The following is a 16,618-nucleotide window of genomic DNA, read 5'->3' as shown; positions in this document are numbered from 1 at the left end:
AAGTGTACGAACACATCTTTGCTGCCATCAGCAGGAGTAATGAAACCAAAACCTTTAGACTCGTTGAACCACTTAACTTGACCTTTAATCTTTGCCATTTGCAAAATTCCTTAGAGTATTTTCTTCGCCCGCAGGCATAACATAGATAAAACTGAGACATTACTGCTTGAGGCACTAATATAAGGTTCGGCAGAGAAGCGGTATTCAACGTCAACGTGTTTACTCAGGACTTCTTTACTGAAAATGCCACACATAAACAGAACTGTACCTCGTTTAACCCAAAACGTGTTATCACATACAACGATAATAATGGCAAGCCATTTTTAAACGTGTCTCGATCGGTCGCACAAATCCCGAAGTTCATCTCACGACAACTGCACAGTTATGCGCCAGACCGAGTCTGGATATATTCTCACCGCTCCAGCCCTGCCCCGGCTGGCATACGCAGCAGCCGCGACATGTCTACCATAGCTCACCTTGTGAGGTTGTTCCAGACTCACTGATGCACCGTGTGCTGAATATCATTTTTTATGCTTAGTAATGCATAATTTGTCACAACGGTAAAAATGAGATCCGTCTTCTGGTTTTGCAGGAAAATAATGAAAGAATGATGACAGAGCACAAAAAAAGTAAGAGAAACGTTTCGCTGATAATAAAAACGATCGCTATCACAAAAATGACATAATCATATTATTAACGTATGGGTAATTATATTTAACGCTGGGCAAAGAAAAGGAATTAATCGGTCAGTGTGAATGGATGGAAGCGCGATATCGACAGAGCACCACGCGAACTGCACAGAAGTTAAAGAAGAAAATGATCTGACAGGGGTTGTGACAGGATGAAGTATCAGCGAACAGTATCGTCAGCTGCTCATCCTGTCTTTCCGGCTACTAGCGTTCTGCTACCAGGCGAATGATACCTTCATCTTCATCCTGGTTTTTCACTGCAGGTTCTGCGGCTTTTTCAGGTTCGTTAGCTTCACAAAGACGACGAAGCAATGCATTCTGTCGTTTTTGTTGATCCAACAACGCTTCAAGTAACTCGATCTGCTCATTAGTTCGTGAGCTTGCCCGATTGATGAAAAACCACAGCACAAGCCCGATAACCAGAACCACCACCGATACCGCTAAAGACGCAAAACTTAACGCGCCAGAGTTCAAAACTTCGTTCATTTTACCACCTCAATGTAGACAGCGTAGTTTACCACTGCCGCACAAGAAGGTAATCAACTGTTGCTAAAATGCGCTTACCAGGGAATAAATTTATTGATGGCACAAATTCCGTTGAAAAATTGTACGTCCTGATCGCACATGATGTTGAACACCTGCGCCCACATCAGTATGCATACCAGTATGACAACGATCAGCACCACCCAGCGAATTTTTTTCACTCCAACTCCACTCTCCGAATCCACATCCTATGCGACTAAATTATCATGCGGTACCTAAACCCAACGTTAACCTTAGCAGCATAATTATTTTTAGGAATGATTCACTTGTTTCATTCAGTGTACGGGCTAATCTTATAATAACGAGAAAAGATAAGAGGTTGTAATGCGTCTGATTATTCGCGCAATTGTATTGCTGGCTCTGGTTTGGATTGGTTTATTACTGAGTGGCTATGGCGTGCTGATAGGGAGTAAGGAGAACGCAGCAGGACTGGGTCTGCAATGCAAGTACCTGACGGCACGGGGCACCAGCACCGCACAGTACGTACATACCAGCAGCGGTATCATCGGCTTGTCGGACTGTCCCCTGTTAAGGAAAAGCACCGTCATTGTCGATAACGGTTAATATTGAAGCAAGAAAATTGCCTGTTATTGGCGTCGGCTTGTATTAATTTTGCTCATTTAAAAAGCCCCGGTACAAAATACCTGGGGCTTTTGACCTATTGCGTATAAATCAAATCAGAATGGATAATCGTTATAACCCATTTGTTCTGAAATTTTTCGCGCAGCCGTGTGCAACATTTCGACATATTCGTGTAAACGCTCTTCAGAAAAACGCAGAGTCGGGAATGAAATACTCAAACCTGCGATGACCACACCGAAACGATCAAAGACCGGAACGCCGATGCAGCGCAGTCCTTCTTCCTGCTCTTCGTTGTCTTCACCGTAGCCTTGCTCACGCACTTTATCCAGCAGCAGCAGCAACTCATCAGTGCTGGTGATCGTACGGTCGGTGCTGCGTTTGTATTCCACGCCTTCAAGAATCTGTTTTACTTCGTCACGGTCACGCCATGCCAGCAGTACTTTACCGATCGCCGTGCTGTATAACGGGTTACGACGTCCTACGCGAGAATACATGCGTAAATTGTACATCGAGTCGATTTTATGGATGTAGACAATGCTGTCTTCGTCCAGCGCACCGAGGTGGACCGTCTCTTTAGTTAAACGCGACAGTTCACGCATCTGAATATCAGCGCTACGGATCAGATCGACGTTTTGCAACGCGCGAGCGCCCAGTTCAAACAGTTTCAGGGTCAGAGAGTATTTCTCAGACTCACCTTCCTGTGCCACATAACCCAGCGTTTTCATGGTCTGTAAAAAGCGATAAACGGTGCTTTTTGACATCATGACGCGTTGCGACAATTCGGTTATACCAATTTCGCGCTCTTCACCCAGCGCCTGCAGAATGCCAAAAACTTTCAGCACGGAAGAAACAGAATCGGGTTGTTTATCCAGATCTGCGATAGCCATTTATCACCTCATTACGAGTGTTTTATAAAAATCAGAACCGGTTTTTATTATAATTTCACGTACCGATGCTCGCAATCCATCTTTGCCCACTTAGTTACAAATCTGCGACATAACACCTGAATATCAATGCTAAAATTATTATTCTCATCATAATTTCCGACAATATTGACTTCCTATGGATAAATTTCAGGCCGATGGCCTGCCATTGCCCCAACGCTATGGCGCAATATTAACCATTATTATGGGTATTTCGATGGCCGTACTGGATGGTGCAATTGCCAATGTTGCCCTGCCGACGATTGCCGCCGATCTTCAGGCCTCCCCTGCCAGTTCAATTTGGGTGGTTAATGCCTATCAAATCGCCATTGTCGTTTCACTGCTGTCACTCTCATTTTTGGGTGATATGTTTGGCTATCGACGTATATATAAGTGTGGTCTCATCGTATTCCTGCTCGCGTCGCTGCTCTGTGCTTTATCAGACTCGCTACACATGCTAACCCTTGCACGTATCGCGCAAGGGTTTGGCGGGGCTGCGTTAATGAGCGTGAATACAGCGCTGATCCGCCTGATTTACCCCCAACGCCAACTTGGCCGCGGGATGGGAATTAATTCATTCATCGTGGCGGTCTCGTCTGCCGCCGGGCCGACTATTGCAGCAGCAATCCTCTCCATTGCCTCATGGAAATGGTTGTTTTTGATTAACGTACCTCTCGGGATTATTGCCCTGTTGCTGGCTATACGCTTTCTGCCCGCGAACGCTGCACGCAATAATAAACCCCGTTTTGATCTACCCAGCGCGGTGATGAATGCGTTAACGTTCGGTTTGCTGGTAACCGCGCTCAGCGGATTTGCTCAGGGACAGTCGTTAACGCTAATCGGGGCTGAACTGACAGGACTCATAGTCGTCGGATTTTTCTTTGTCCGCCGGCAGCTCTCGCTGCCTGTACCACTATTACCGGTTGATTTGCTGCGCATACCGCTTTTTTCGCTCTCCATCTGCACGTCTATCTGTTCATTCTGCGCGCAAATGCTGGCCATGGTTTCTCTACCCTTCTTTTTACAAACCGTGTTGGGTCGTAGTGAGGTTGAAACAGGCCTGCTGTTGACCCCATGGCCGCTGGCCACCATGGTCATGGCGCCTCTGGCGGGATATCTGATTGAGCGTGTTCACGCAGGGCTTTTGGGTGCGCTGGGTATGGCAGTGATGGCGAGCGGGTTGTTTTCGCTGGTGCTGCTGCCCGCTTCCCCCTCTGATTTTAATATCATCTGGCCGATGATGCTGTGCGGCGCGGGCTTTGGTTTATTTCAGTCACCGAACAACCATACCATCATCACTTCCGCGCCGCGTGAACGCAGCGGTGGTGCAAGCGGCATGTTAGGTACAGCACGTTTGCTGGGCCAAAGCACCGGTGCCGCGTTAGTGGCATTAATGCTGAATCAGTTTGGCGACAACGGTACTCACGTGTCGCTGTTGACGGCAGGCATACTGGCGACCCTTGCCGCCATTGTCAGCGGACTGCGGATCACCCAACCTCGGATTCAGGCGTAAAAAAAGCGCGTCTAACGACGCGCTTCTTCATTATTTAACCTGCTGCGGGTTATTTCAGGTATTCCCCACTGCGCAGCGCTTCAATACGCTTATCCAGCGGCGGGTGAGTCATAAACAGCTCACTCAGCGACTTAGATTTACCGTTGATGCAGAAGGCCATCATGCTGGTTGCTTCCTGCGGCTCATAGCTGGTTTTCAGCCGCTGCAGCGCAGCAATCATTTTCTCACGACCCACCAGTTTGGCAGAGCCTGCATCCGCATGGAATTCACGATGACGTGAGAACCACATGGTAATAATGCTCGCCAGAATACCAAACACCAGCTCCAGCACCGTCGCTACCGCGAAATAGATTAGCGGGTTGCCGTTGCTACCCTCACCTTCTTCACGGTTTCCGCCCATAAAGCCAGCGGCGAGTTGCGCCAGAATACGTGAGATAAAGATAACAAAGGTGTTCACCACGCCCTGGATCAGCGTCATGGTAACCATATCGCCATTGGCAATGTGGCTAATTTCATGTGCGATAACGGCTTCGGCTTCATCGGGACTCATGTTTTGCAACAAGCCGGTGCTGACAGCCACCAGCGACGCATCCCGGCGAGCACCGGTCGCAAACGCGTTAATATCTGGCGCATGGTAAATAGCCACCTGCGGCATAGCGATCCCAGCCTGACGAGCCTGAGTTGCTACAGTATTCATCAGCCAGCGTTCTCTTTCATTACGGGGCTGTTCAATTACTTCCCCACCAACGGACTTTAACGCCATCCATTTGGACATCAGCAGCGAAATAAAGGAACCACCAAAACCAAACAGCAGAGCCATAATCAACAAGCCTTGAACGCTGCTTGACTGAATCCCTGTCAGGCTCAATACCAGCCCGAAAACGACCATCACAGCCAGGTTCGTCAGCAGGAAGAGCGCGATTCGCATCATAATTTTCTTTTAACCTCAATTTAACAAAACGCACTATGCGATTACCCATATCGTATGGGTCTTACGGCTATTTTCAAGCATGCATACGTGCTAAGTCAGTAGAAAGACACAACTTTACATTTTACCGTATCAGACTGACGACTTCATACGCTTGTTAAAAAAACAGGCACAATTTCTTGTGCCTGTTGGATATTACTGTTTGGTCGCAGACTGTTCCGCTGGCTTGTCTTTTTCAAGACGCGCCAGGTCGAGCGCGATTTTCACCGTCTCATCGAGATACGGATCCGGTTCCTGGTAATCCTTCGGCAGATCGTCCAGTTTCTTCAGCGGCGGTTTACCTTCACGCTTCAAGCGATCGTTGATACGCGCCAGACGCAGGGCATCATCTTCGTTATTCTCTTTCTCACGCTGAGCGTAATTCAGAGACGCGATGTTGCGCTTATCTTTCAGGGCATTGAAACGAGCAATATCCTTCATGATGTACTGGAACTCAGGATCTTTAACGATACGCGCATTATGTTCTTTCAGTAATTCAGGGCCAAACGGCGTTAAATTATCTGACTTCGCATAGGTTGCTGCATCAACGCTATCCCACGGTAAGGCGTTATCTTCGAACTTCTCACCGGTTTCAGTTTCTTCATTGCCTGTCGGCATGATGATATCCGGCGTCACGCCCTTACGTTGCGTGCTGCCACCGTTAACACGGTAGAATTTCTGGATAGTGTACTGAACGGAACCCAACGCTGGCCATTCCGGACGCAGCATCTGATCGTAGATTCGGTTCAGAGAACGGTACTGCTGCACGGTGCCTTTACCAAAGGTCGGTTCCCCGACGATTAACGCACGGCCGTAATCCTGCATTGCCGCGGCAAAAATCTCAGAAGCAGAAGCACTGAAACGGTCAACCAGCACCACCAGCGGGCCTTTATAGTAAACAACGCCGTCGGTATCACTGTCTTCGCGCACTTTACCGTTATTGTCGCGAACCTGAACAACAGGGCCAGAAGGAATAAACAGACCGGAAAGCGATACGGTTTCGGTCAGTGCACCACCACCGTTAGTGCGCAAATCGATGATCACGCTGCTGACATTCTGTTTTTCCAGTTTCTGTAGCTGAACTTTGACGTCATCCGTCAAGCCAACGTAGAAACCGGGAATATCGAGCACACCGACTTTTTCTTTGCCAACGGTTTTGACCGACATTTTAACAGCACGGTCTTCCAGACGAATACGCTCACGCGTTAGCGTAACGGTACGCGTCTTGGTGCCTTTACCGGCAGGCAGGATTTCAAGGCGAACCTTGCTACCCTTTGGTCCTTTGATCAGCGCGACAACGTCATCGAGACGCCAGCCAATCACATCAACGACGCCTTTACCAGCCTGGCCGACGCCAACAATACGATCGCCTACGCTTATCGCCTTGCTTTTGGCTGCCGGACCACCCGCTACCATTGAATTAATAACGGTATAGTCATCATCCATTTGCAGAACCGCGCCAATACCTTCCAGAGACAGGCTCATTTCGGTATTGAACTGTTCGGTATTCCGCGGAGACAGGTAGTTGGTATGCGGATCGATTTCACGCGCAAACGCCGTCATCGCCAGTGAGAACACATCTTCACTGTTAGTCTGCGCCAGACGGCGAATAGCAAACTTGTAACGACGGGTCAGCGTTTCACGAATTTCAGCATCGGTTTTACCGGTCAGTTTCAGGCTAAGTTCATCGAATTTAACCTTACCGTCCCACAATGCGTTTAGCTCGGCTTCGCTTTTTGGCCATGGGGCCTTGCTGCGATCGAGGTTAAACGTGTCGTTACCGGTGAAATCCATTGGACGCGCCAGCACGCTTAACGCGTACTGGTAACGTTCAAACCGGCGCTTTTGCGCCAGATTGTAGAGATCGTAAAAGACATCCAGCTTGCCCGTGCGCAGTTCATCACCGATGACGGTTTTCTTTTTAGCAAACTGCTCTATATCGCTCGCTAACAGCACGTTATGGCTGTAGTCGAGCAGATTCAGATAGCGGTCAAAAATCTTTGCCGAAAACGCCTGATCCAGATCGAACTGGCGATAATGAGAACGCGTAAAACGCGATGTGACACGTTCGCTCACCGTCGCGTGCTGCGTTTCTTCCTTCAGTATGGGGAGTTGATCGGCACGCGTGATGTCTTCCACAGCGAGTGCCTGGCCTGCTAATGCAAGCAGACCAGCTAACGCAGTAAGCCTAAAAAAAGTGTTCATGCCAGGCCAGGCCTCCGTTTCAGAACACCAAGTGTTCTGCGCGTACAATCAAAGACATACCCGAATTCAGCTGTACACGGACGCCATCTTTGGTGATTTCTAATACGGTGGCATCCATCGCATTATTACCTGCTTTCACCTTTAAAGACTGCCCTACCTTCAGCACTGAAATATCAGACACTGGGGTATGCTGTTCTTCGCGAGGAGCACGCGGTGCTTGAGCGGCCGGTTTTTCAGCGCGAGGTTTACGCTCTGCACCTTCTTTACGACGCGGAGCAGGACGCGGCTTACGCTCGCGACGCGGTGCGCCGTCTTTTTCACCCGCAGCAGCTGCCGCTTCGCGTTTTTTCGCCTGTTGCTCGGCACGTTGCGCCTGAACGCGGGCTTTTGCTTCTTCAAGCTGTTTGCGCGCATGTTCGACGTGTTGCTCATCCAGCTCACCGCATGGGTTGCCGTCGAGATCGACACGCGTTGCGCCCAGCTTAACGCCATACAGATAGCGCCAGCTTGAAGTGTAGAGACGTAAGGCAGAACGAAGCTGTGTCTTGCTGAGGTTCATTTCACCCTCAACACGCTCTACCAGATCCTGAAAAATGCCAATTTTCAGCGGGCGCGCTTCGCCTTCCGCACTAAAACATTGCGGGAAGCGTTCGGCCAGAAACGCGATAACTTCTTTACTGCTATTCAACTTAGGTTGATTTTCCATGAAATTTCCTGATTACAACGGACGTAGCCAACAAGCGCAGGCATGAACAGGCGTCATTATAATGACGTCATCAGTAATTGCTACGTTATCCGTTGATTATCCTGCGACGGTCGCAAAGAATTTTTTGTAATCCGTCATTGCAAGCACGGTTTCAAGCTGTGCCACAAGCGTACGCAGCCCCTGTTCATCCTCTTCAGTAAAGCGGCCAAACGCTGTGCTATCAATATCCAGCACGCCGATTATCTGATTTTCAACCATGATTGGCAGGACGATTTCAGCATTGCTGGCGGCATCGCAAGCAATGTGCCCGTCAAAGGCGTGAACGTCTTCAATGCGCTGAACCTGGTTCTGCGCCACCGCTGTACCACACACGCCACGCCCAACAGGGATACGCACACAGGCGATCTTTCCCTGGAAGGGACCGAGCACCAGCGTGTCGTTTTCGAGCAGATAAAAACCAGCCCAGTTCACTTCTGAAAGACGTTCGTACAACAAGGCGCTGGTATTTGCCAACGTTGCCAGAAAACTGGTTTCACCTGCCATCAATGCGCGAAAATCACGGTTCAGATCCGTGTATAGCTCTATTTTGTTCATTATGTAATCACTTAGTTGTCTTACTTAAAACTGCAGCCTACTAAAATAAACATTAAATGCGTTAATGCTCAAGATCATTCCCGTCATGGGTTAAGATAACATTACTCTAACACTTTGATCCGCGATACATGGCCCTAAATACTCCACGCATCAAGCCATCCAAAAAAATAGCGATCAGGTCCGTCGGTGAGGCGCTACCCCGTGCGCACTACCAGCGTTGCCCCGAATGCGACATGCTATTTAGCTTGCCGAAAATGCGTTCGCACCAAAGTGCATACTGTCCCCGCTGTCAGGCAAAAATTCGTGACGGACGCGACTGGTCATTAACACGGCTGGCGGCAATGGCCTTCACCATGCTGCTGCTGATGCCTTTTGCCTGGGGAGAGCCGCTGTTACACATCTTTTTATTAGGCATTCGCATTGACGCCAATGTGGTTCAGGGGATCTGGCAAATGACCCGCCAGGGTGATCCACTCACCGCCTCATTCGTGCTCTTTTGCGTGATGGGCGCGCCGATAATACTTGTCTCTTCCATTGCTTATCTGTGGTTAGGCAACATTCTCGGTATGAACCTGCGCCCGGTCCTGCTGATGCTGGAAAGGCTCAAAGAGTGGGTCATGCTCGACATTTACCTGGTCGGTATCGGCGTCGCGTCGATCAAAGTGCAGGACTACGCTTTTCTGCTGCCGGGCGTGGGGCTGTATGCTTTTCTTGCGCTGGTGATCCTCAGTATTCTGACGCTGTCGCACCTCAACGTGGAACAGTTGTGGGACCGTTTTTACCCGCAAAGACCCGCACGGCGCCCCGATGAACAGCTTCGCGTGTGCCTCGGCTGCCATTTTACAGGCTATCCGGACACCCGCAGTCGCTGCCCGCGTTGCCATATTCCGTTGCGCTGGCGCAGAAATCAAAGCATACAAAAGTGCTGGGCCGCGCTACTGGCCTCGATTGTCCTGCTGCTGCCTGCTAATCTGCTGCCCATCTCGGTTATTTACGTTAACGGATCCCGGCAGGAAGACACGATCCTGTCCGGCATTATGTCGCTGGCAAGCAGCAATGTTGGTGTCGCGGCAATCGTCTTTATCGCCAGTATTTTGGTGCCTTTCACCAAAGTGATCGTGATGCTTACCCTATTGATTAGCATCCATTTTAAATGTGAACAGGGCTTACGCACGCGCATTCTGCTACTGCGGATAGTGACGTGGATTGGCCGCTGGTCGATGTTGGATCTGTTTGTTATTGCCTTAACCATGTCGCTGATTAATCGCGACCAGATACTGGCTTTTACTATGGGACCGGCTGCGTTTTATTTCGGCGCAGCGGTAATTTTGACTATTCTTGCTGTGGAATGGCTGGACAGCCGCTTACTTTGGGATGCACATGAGTCAGGAAACGCCCGCTTCGCAGACTGAAGCGCAGATTAAAACAAAACGCCGCATTTCTCCATTCTGGCTGCTACCGTTCATCGCCCTGATGATCGCAGGGTGGCTGATCTGGGGAAGTTATGAAGACCGCGGCAACACCGTTACCATCGACTTTATGTCTGCAGATGGTATTGTGCCGGGCCGGACGCCTGTTCGCTATCAGGGTGTCGAAGTTGGCACGGTGCAGGATATCAGTCTCAGCAAAAATCTGCGCAAGATTGAAGTTCGCGTCAGCATCAAGGCCAGCATGAAAGATGCCCTGCGTAAAGATACGCAGTTCTGGCTGGTGACGCCAAAAGCCTCGCTGGCAGGCGTTTCCGGCCTCGACGCACTGGTTGGCGGAAACTATATCGGAATGATGCCCGGAACCGGAGAGCCGAGAGATCATTTCGTCGCCCTGGATACGCAGCCCAAGTATCGCCTGAATAACGGCGATTTAATGTTGCATCTGCATGCACCTGACCTCGGCTCTCTGAACAGCGGCTCGCTGGTATATTTCCGCAAAATACCGGTAGGTAGGGTATATGACTACACCATTAACCCCAATAATCAGGGCGTAACCATCGATGTGCTCATTGAGCGCCGATTTACTAATCTGGTCAAAAAAGGTAGCCGTTTCTGGAACGTATCTGGGGTCAATGCGGATATCAGCCTCAGTGGGGCGAAGGTTAAGCTGGAAAGTCTGGCCGCACTGGTCAATGGCGCTATCGCCTTTGATTCCCCGGAAGATTCACAACCGGCTGCCGCTGATGACACATTTGGTCTGTATCAGGACCTCGCCCACAGCCAGCGCGGCGTGATCGTCAAGCTGGAATTACCCAGCGGCGACGGGCTAAAAGCAGGGTCCACATCGCTGATGTACCAGGGCCTGGAGGTCGGCGAGCTGACAAAACTGGAACTTATCCCAGGAGGCAAAGTCACCGGCGAAATGACGGTGGATCCGAGCGTCGTCTCGTTGCTGCGGGACAATACGCGCATTGAACTGCACAGCCCCAAATTGTCGTTGAGCGATGCGAACCTCAGTTCGCTGTTAACCGGTAAAACCTTCGAACTGGTCCCCGGCGAGGGCGAACCTCGCAGTCAGTTTGTGGTGGTTCCCGGCGAAAAATCCTTACTGCACGATCCAGGTGTGATGACGCTCACCCTGACTGCACCGGAAAGCTACGGCATTGAGGCGGGTCAACCGCTGATCCTGCATGGTGTCCAGGTTGGACAAGTGATTGAACGTACGCTGTCCAGCAAAGGCGTTTCCTTTACTGTTGCCATCGAACCCCAGCATCGCGACCTGGTACAAGGTGACAGCAAATTTGTGGTCAACAGTCGGGTTGACGTCAAAGTAGGCATTGACGGCGTGGAGTTCTTAGGAGCCAGCGCCAGCGAATGGATTAGCGGCGGTATTCGTATTTTACCCGGCACCAAAGGTGAAATGAAAACCAGCTATCCGCTTTATGCCAACCTGGAGAAAGCGATTGAAAACAGCCTGAGCGATCTGCCGACCACCACGCTCAGCCTGCGCGCCGAAACGTTGCCTGACGTTCAGGCCGGTTCAGTGGTGCTGTACCGTAAATTCGAAGTGGGTGAAGTGATTAGCGTTCGCCCTCGCGCCGAGGCGTTTGATATCGACCTGCACATCAAACCGGAATACCGCAACCTGTTAACCAACAACAGCGTGTTCTGGGCAGAAGGCGGCGCAAAAGTTCAACTTAACGGTAGCGGACTGACCGTACAGGCTTCTCCGTTGTCTCGCGCGCTAAAAGGGGCAATTAGCTTCGACAACCTGAGTGGTGCCAGCGCCAGCCAACGTAAAGGTGACAAGCGGATTCTGTACGCCTCTGAAACCGCCGCACGTGCGGTAGGCGGCCAAATTACCCTGCACGCCTTTGACGCCGGTAAGCTCGCCGCGGGCATGCCAATTCGCTATCTTGGCATCGATATTGGTCAGATCCAAACCCTGGAACTCATCACCGCACGCAATGAAGTGCAGGCGAAAGCGGTACTGTACCCAGAATATGTCCAGACCTTTGCGCGCAGCGGGACACGCTTCTCGGTAATTACCCCGCAAATTTCTGCGGCAGGTGTGGAGCACCTCGATACCATCTTGCAGCCTTATATTAACGTGGAACCGGGTCGCGGGAATCCACGCCGTGATTTTGAGCTACAGGAAGCCACTATTACCGACTCGCGTTATCTTGATGGCCTGAGCATCGTGGTCGAAGCGCCGGAGGCCGGGTCGCTGAATATCGGCACCCCGGTTCTGTTCAGAGGTATCGAGGTGGGTACCGTCACCGGGCTGACGCTGGGTTCGCTTTCTGACCGCGTGATGATTGCCATGCGCATCAGCCAGCGCTATCAGCATCTGGTGCGTAATAACTCCGTGTTCTGGCTGGCGTCCGGCTACAACCTCGACTTCGGCCTGACCGGCGGCGTGGTGAAAACCGGGACCTTTAATCAGTTCATTCGCGGCGGTATTGCCTTCGCCACTCCACCGGGTACGCCACTGGCACCAAAAGCACAGGCTGGAAAACACTTCCTGTTGCTGGAAAGCGAACCCAAAGAGTGGCGTGAATGGGGAACCGCCCTGCCGCGTTAATGCCCCCCTGCTCCGGCGTACTCGCGCCGGAGCAAATATGCTACACTGCGCGCCTGTTTTTTTTCCGGTGGTACCAAGTGGCTTATTTTCCTGACGCCTTTCTGACTCAAATGCGGGAAGCAATGCCTTCCACGCTCTCTTTCGATGATTTTCTCGCCGCCTGCCAGCGTCCGTTACGACGTAGCATTCGTGTCAATACGCTGAAAATCTCCGTTGCCGATTTCCTCGCCTTAACGGCACCTTACGGCTGGTCGCTCACGCCGATCCCCTGGTGTGAAGAAGGGTTCTGGATCGAGCGTGACGAAGAGCAGTCAGTCCCACTGGGCAGCACCGCCGAGCATTTAAGTGGGCTGTTTTATATTCAGGAAGCCAGTTCAATGCTGCCGGTTGCCGCGCTGTTTGCCGAAGGGAATACTCCGGATCGGGTAATGGACGTAGCCGCCGCGCCGGGTTCAAAAACCACGCAAATCGCCGCAAAAATGAAGAATAAGGGCGCGATCCTGGCCAATGAGTTTTCCGCCAGTCGCGTTAAAGTGCTGCATGCCAATATCAGCCGCTGTGGGATCGCTAACGTTGCCCTCACCCACTTTGACGGACGCGTATTTGGCGCAGCGTTGCCAGAATCTTTCGATGCCATCCTACTGGACGCACCGTGCTCCGGTGAAGGCGTGGTGCGTAAAGATCCCGATGCGCTGAAAAACTGGTCCGTCGACAGTAATCTTGAGATTGCCGCCACCCAGCGCGAACTGCTCGACAGCGCATTTCATGCTTTACGCCCTGGCGGCACGCTGGTGTATTCCACCTGTACGCTGAACCGTGATGAAAATGAACTCGTCATGCAGTGGCTACTAGAAACCTATCCGGACGCCGTGGAGTTTCTCCCATTAGGTGATTTATTCCCGGATGCTGAACGCGCGCTGACGCCAGAAGGTTTTCTGCATGTCTTCCCGCAAATTTACGACTGCGAAGGATTCTTTGTTGCCCGTTTGCGAAAAACAGCCGCTATCCCTCCTCTGCCTGCCCCTAAATATAAGGTCGGCAATTTCCCGTTCAGCCCATTGAAAGGTCGTGAAACCGCACAAATCACCGCGGCGGCAAACGCCAGTGGATTACAATGGGAAGACAATCTGCGCCTCTGGCAGCGTGATAAAGAAGTCTGGTTATTCCCTGTTGAGATTGAGTCACTGATTGGTAAAGTGCGGTTTTCCCGCCTCGGGATTAAGCTGGCTGAAACCCACAATAAAGGGTACCGCTGGCAACATGAGGCCGTCATCGCTCTCGCCAACCCACATCACCGCAACGCGTTCGAACTGAACCTTGAAGAAGCAGAAGAGTGGTATCGCGGCAGAGATGTCTACCCGCAGACCGCGCCTGCCAGCGATGACGTGCTGGTCACCTTCCAGCACCAGCCGATTGGGCTGGCAAAACGGATTGGTTCACGGTTGAAGAACAGCTATCCACGCGATCTTGTCCGGGATGGCAAACTCTTTACAGGATAACGCACGTTTTTACTGGCACTTTTGCTCACGTTGACTACGCTGAAAAATGGACGGCCTAACTGGTCGTACCACAACCAGCAAATTGACGGAGAGCACGATGATGAAAACCAGTGTGCGCATTGGCGCTTTTGAAATCGACGACGCCGAGTTACACGGCGAATCGCCGGGAGACCGAACGTTAACCATTCCGTGTAAATCCGATCCGGATTTATGTATGCAACTGGACGCCTGGGATGCCGATACCAGCGTCCCGGCTCTCCTTAATGGCGAACATTCTGTTCTATTCCGCGAGCACTACGATCGTAAGTCAGATGCCTGGATCATGCGTTTTGCCTGATTCAAAAAGAACCCGTCGCCAGACGGGTTATTTATGTCTTCATTTCCCCCACGCAGTAACCTCTTCTACACTATCGGTACGGCAGTATAATTTGGGGATGGAATGTTCACGCTGGTTCTTTTTGTTTGCTACCTGGATGGCGGTTGTGAAGATATCGTGGTCGATGTCTACAATACGGAACAGCAGTGCCTTATTTCGATGGACGATCAGCGGATTCGCAATGGCGGATGCCTGCCGGCAGATGGCTACATCGACAGCTTCTGGCGACCTGCGCAGGAATATAGCGATTTTTGATTATTGTAATTGCACCATCGTTAGCTCGCCGCCGAATACCGCACCGGTATCGATATAGTGCAGGTTATCAACGTCCAGACGATGGCGCAGCGGCGTATGACCAAACCAGAAATGGTCCGCGCCACCAATTCCGCCACTTTTGTTCATCAACCGCGAGCGATCCCACAATACCCGCTGTAAATCGACATGCTTTTGCCATTCATATTCATCATCCGGGTAATCGGCATGGGCAATAACGTGCACACCATTCTGACAGCGCAGTTCCACAATCCATGGTAATTGCTGACACGCCTCAAGCGCATGCCTCGCCGCCGGTTGCACGGCATGGGTAAACCACGCTCCCCCGTTCATTTGCCACAGCAACTGTTCTCCCGTTGTCAGCGCATCCAGCGCCATCTGCTCATGATTCCCCCTGACCGCTACCATCCAGTTTTTACGCAATAACACCAGACAGCGCAAACTGTCTGGTCCACGGTCAATCACATCACCGACTGAAACCAGCAGATCCTGCCACGGATCAAAACGGCACTGGCGCAATTTAGCCATCAACATGGAAAAACAGCCGTGGAGATCCCCCACCACCCAGACGTGGCGCCAACGCGTACCTTCTATTCTCTGGTAGACAGCGTCAGGGTGTTCCATTCGACCTCCCGGATAGAGCGATCGCCCTTATAATAATTTAACAATAGCAGCAAAAAAGCCTGGACGATTGAGGGGCTGAGTATGGTATGGTTTGGGAAGAATACAGCATGTGACACGCAGTGTTTTGCCCTGGACGGCGTCGTATTCGACAGATAAAAAGAGACCGAATACGATTCCTGTTTACAATTCAAACCTCAATAATCCATATACTTCAGTAAGTTAACACCAAAAACCCACTAAAAAACACCTCCTGATACTTACTATTGCAATCATTCAAGATCAATCAGTTGCCATTGGTTTCGTGGCGCCGTCGGGAAATCTTCGGGATCAAAACTCCAGGACAGAAATTTCTACGGCACGCCGTTACGCATGCTATCTGTAATGTGAAAAATCAGGTGGCAGAGCTAATGCAACCAATATGACTGCACGCGCCCATTCCATCAAAGGTTGGTATGGGAGAAGCGGCAAAAAGGAATGTTGGGACCGGGATAAACCAGATCCCTGACATGAGCAAATGGACATCGCTGAAAGCGGATTACGGGTGGCGGTTGACTCCAGACGGATTTCTGGAGCAGTGGGGGCGCGGTAATTATGGAAACGGCGATGGGGACTTTGTCATCCCGTTCCCTAATCGTTGTGTGTTCGTTTTGATTAGCTCAGATCCAAATGACACGTCATATGCTGAGATTTCACAGGCATTCCCTGTCAGTAACTCAAAATTCAGAGTTGGCTGCGCAACCGCAGAGGGTAATAACGTGAATCCGGCAAATTTGACATGTAACTGGTATGCGAAGGGGTGGTGATAATGAATATTTACTTTTATAGCGCGTCAACGAATCAATTTTACCCGAAAGTATTACTCGATGCATACCGTGCAAATGGCGTTTTGCCTGATGATATTAAGCCCGTCGATGACGATATGGCACTGGAGTTTTTAGGTGTACCACCGGAGGGAATGAAGCGTGTTGTGGGTAGCAATGGGCTACCCTCGTGGGGAATGGCAAACTAAACGGACAGTTCAGGCCATTTGATATCGGGGGCTTTTGATGTATCTACGCGCATTAACCGCACCCGGTACTTCTTCCATTCAGACAACGCGGCGGTTTCTTC

18 protein-coding genes and 1 pseudogene are annotated in these 16,618 nt (G+C 50.9%); 8 read left to right on the top strand and 11 right to left on the bottom strand.

Going from position 1 to position 16,618, the window contains the following annotated elements:
- The 4 genes and pseudogenes from cspE to mgrB form a co-directional block, all read right to left on the bottom strand.
- Positions 1–98, bottom strand: a pseudogene (gene cspE / locus FDW98_RS23340) (transcription antiterminator/RNA stability regulator CspE); the annotation flags it as partial.
- A 12-nt stretch (positions 99–110) separates the two neighbouring features.
- Positions 111–254 (bottom strand): DUF2627 domain-containing protein, encoded by a 144-nt coding sequence (locus FDW98_RS23335; RefSeq protein WP_003034983.1) that lies wholly within the window; start codon positions 252–254, stop codon positions 111–113.
- Between the two features lie 639 nt (positions 255–893).
- Positions 894–1,175 carry a YebO family protein gene (locus tag FDW98_RS23330; protein ID WP_096756704.1) on the bottom strand — a complete coding sequence of 94 codons (282 nt, stop codon included), beginning with the start codon at positions 1,173–1,175 and terminating at the stop codon, positions 894–896.
- Positions 1,176–1,249: 74 nt separating this feature from the next.
- Positions 1,250–1,393 (bottom strand): PhoP/PhoQ regulator MgrB, encoded by a 144-nt coding sequence (gene mgrB, locus FDW98_RS23325; protein WP_096756703.1) that lies wholly within the window; start codon positions 1,391–1,393, stop codon positions 1,250–1,252.
- 163 nt (positions 1,394–1,556) lie between these two features.
- On the opposite strand from mgrB, the gene FDW98_RS23320 reads away from it, so the two are divergent.
- Positions 1,557–1,796, top strand: coding sequence for a YobH family protein (locus tag FDW98_RS23320; protein WP_096756702.1), 240 nt, complete (start codon positions 1,557–1,559; stop codon positions 1,794–1,796).
- Positions 1,797–1,909: 113 nt separating this feature from the next.
- On the opposite strand, the gene kdgR is transcribed toward FDW98_RS23320, so the two are convergent.
- Positions 1,910–2,701: a DNA-binding transcriptional regulator KdgR gene (gene kdgR / locus FDW98_RS23315; protein WP_096756701.1), complete on the bottom strand. Its 792-nt coding sequence runs from the start codon at positions 2,699–2,701 to the stop codon at positions 1,910–1,912.
- A 175-nt stretch (positions 2,702–2,876) separates the two neighbouring features.
- On the opposite strand from kdgR, the gene FDW98_RS23310 reads away from it, so the two are divergent.
- The gene (locus FDW98_RS23310) at positions 2,877–4,250 is read left to right on the top strand and encodes an MFS transporter (RefSeq protein WP_096756700.1); all 1,374 of its coding nucleotides are present in this window, start codon (positions 2,877–2,879) and stop codon (positions 4,248–4,250) included.
- A 49-nt stretch (positions 4,251–4,299) separates the two neighbouring features.
- Here the strand turns inward: FDW98_RS23310 and htpX are convergent, their stop codons facing one another.
- The 4 genes from htpX to FDW98_RS23290 form a co-directional block, all read right to left on the bottom strand.
- Positions 4,300–5,181: a protease HtpX gene (htpX, locus tag FDW98_RS23305; RefSeq protein ID WP_096756699.1), complete on the bottom strand. Its 882-nt coding sequence runs from the start codon at positions 5,179–5,181 to the stop codon at positions 4,300–4,302.
- Between the two features lie 192 nt (positions 5,182–5,373).
- A complete protein-coding gene (gene prc, locus FDW98_RS23300) occupies positions 5,374–7,422 on the bottom strand; it encodes a carboxy terminal-processing peptidase (RefSeq protein ID WP_137398972.1) in 2,049 nt (682 codons plus the stop codon).
- 19 nt (positions 7,423–7,441) lie between these two features.
- On the bottom strand, positions 7,442–8,128 hold the full coding sequence (gene proQ, locus FDW98_RS23295) for an RNA chaperone ProQ (protein WP_096756697.1): 687 nt from the start codon (positions 8,126–8,128) through the stop codon (positions 7,442–7,444).
- Between the two features lie 96 nt (positions 8,129–8,224).
- The gene (locus FDW98_RS23290) at positions 8,225–8,722 is read right to left on the bottom strand and encodes a GAF domain-containing protein (protein WP_096756696.1); all 498 of its coding nucleotides are present in this window, start codon (positions 8,720–8,722) and stop codon (positions 8,225–8,227) included.
- Positions 8,723–8,850: 128 nt separating this feature from the next.
- Between FDW98_RS23290 and yebS the strand changes: the two genes are divergently transcribed.
- The 5 genes from yebS (at position 8,851) to FDW98_RS23265 (ending at position 14,866) form a co-directional block, all read left to right on the top strand.
- Positions 8,851–10,134, top strand: coding sequence for a membrane integrity lipid transport subunit YebS (gene yebS, locus FDW98_RS23285; RefSeq protein WP_096756695.1), 1,284 nt, complete (start codon positions 8,851–8,853; stop codon positions 10,132–10,134).
- The gene (locus FDW98_RS23280; protein ID WP_096756694.1) at positions 10,103–12,736 is read left to right on the top strand and encodes a PqiB family protein; all 2,634 of its coding nucleotides are present in this window, start codon (positions 10,103–10,105) and stop codon (positions 12,734–12,736) included. The genes yebS and FDW98_RS23280 overlap by 32 nt, the downstream gene beginning before the upstream one ends.
- Positions 12,737–12,813: 77 nt before the next feature.
- Positions 12,814–14,235 (top strand): 16S rRNA (cytosine(1407)-C(5))-methyltransferase RsmF, encoded by a 1,422-nt coding sequence (gene rsmF, locus FDW98_RS23275; protein WP_096759376.1) that lies wholly within the window; start codon positions 12,814–12,816, stop codon positions 14,233–14,235.
- Positions 14,236–14,335: 100 nt separating this feature from the next.
- Complete coding sequence (locus FDW98_RS23270) at positions 14,336–14,572, top strand: YebV family protein (protein ID WP_161959030.1); 237 nt, start codon at positions 14,336–14,338, stop codon at positions 14,570–14,572.
- 102 nt (positions 14,573–14,674) lie between these two features.
- Positions 14,675–14,866 (top strand): YebW family protein, encoded by a 192-nt coding sequence (locus FDW98_RS23265; RefSeq protein WP_045444034.1) that lies wholly within the window; start codon positions 14,675–14,677, stop codon positions 14,864–14,866.
- On the opposite strand, the gene pphA is transcribed toward FDW98_RS23265, so the two are convergent.
- On the bottom strand, positions 14,867–15,508 hold the full coding sequence (gene pphA, locus FDW98_RS23260; RefSeq protein WP_096756692.1) for a protein-serine/threonine phosphatase: 642 nt from the start codon (positions 15,506–15,508) through the stop codon (positions 14,867–14,869).
- Positions 15,509–16,313: 805 nt separating this feature from the next.
- Here pphA and FDW98_RS23250 point away from each other — a divergent pair.
- Entirely contained in the window at positions 16,314–16,517 is a 204-nt protein-coding gene (locus tag FDW98_RS23250; RefSeq protein WP_096756078.1) for a hypothetical protein, read from the top strand.
- Here the strand turns inward: FDW98_RS23250 and FDW98_RS23245 are convergent.
- A partial coding sequence (locus FDW98_RS23245) for a tail fiber assembly protein (RefSeq protein ID WP_137398971.1) occupies positions 16,514–16,618 on the bottom strand: 105 nt, incomplete at its 5' end. The two genes, FDW98_RS23250 and FDW98_RS23245, sit on opposite strands and share 4 nt — an antisense overlap.

This window comes from Citrobacter sp. wls711, from assembly GCF_005281055.1.
Classification (GTDB): Bacteria; Pseudomonadota; Gammaproteobacteria; order Enterobacterales; family Enterobacteriaceae; genus Citrobacter; species Citrobacter gillenii.
This window is presented reverse-complemented; position numbering and strand designations above follow the sequence as displayed.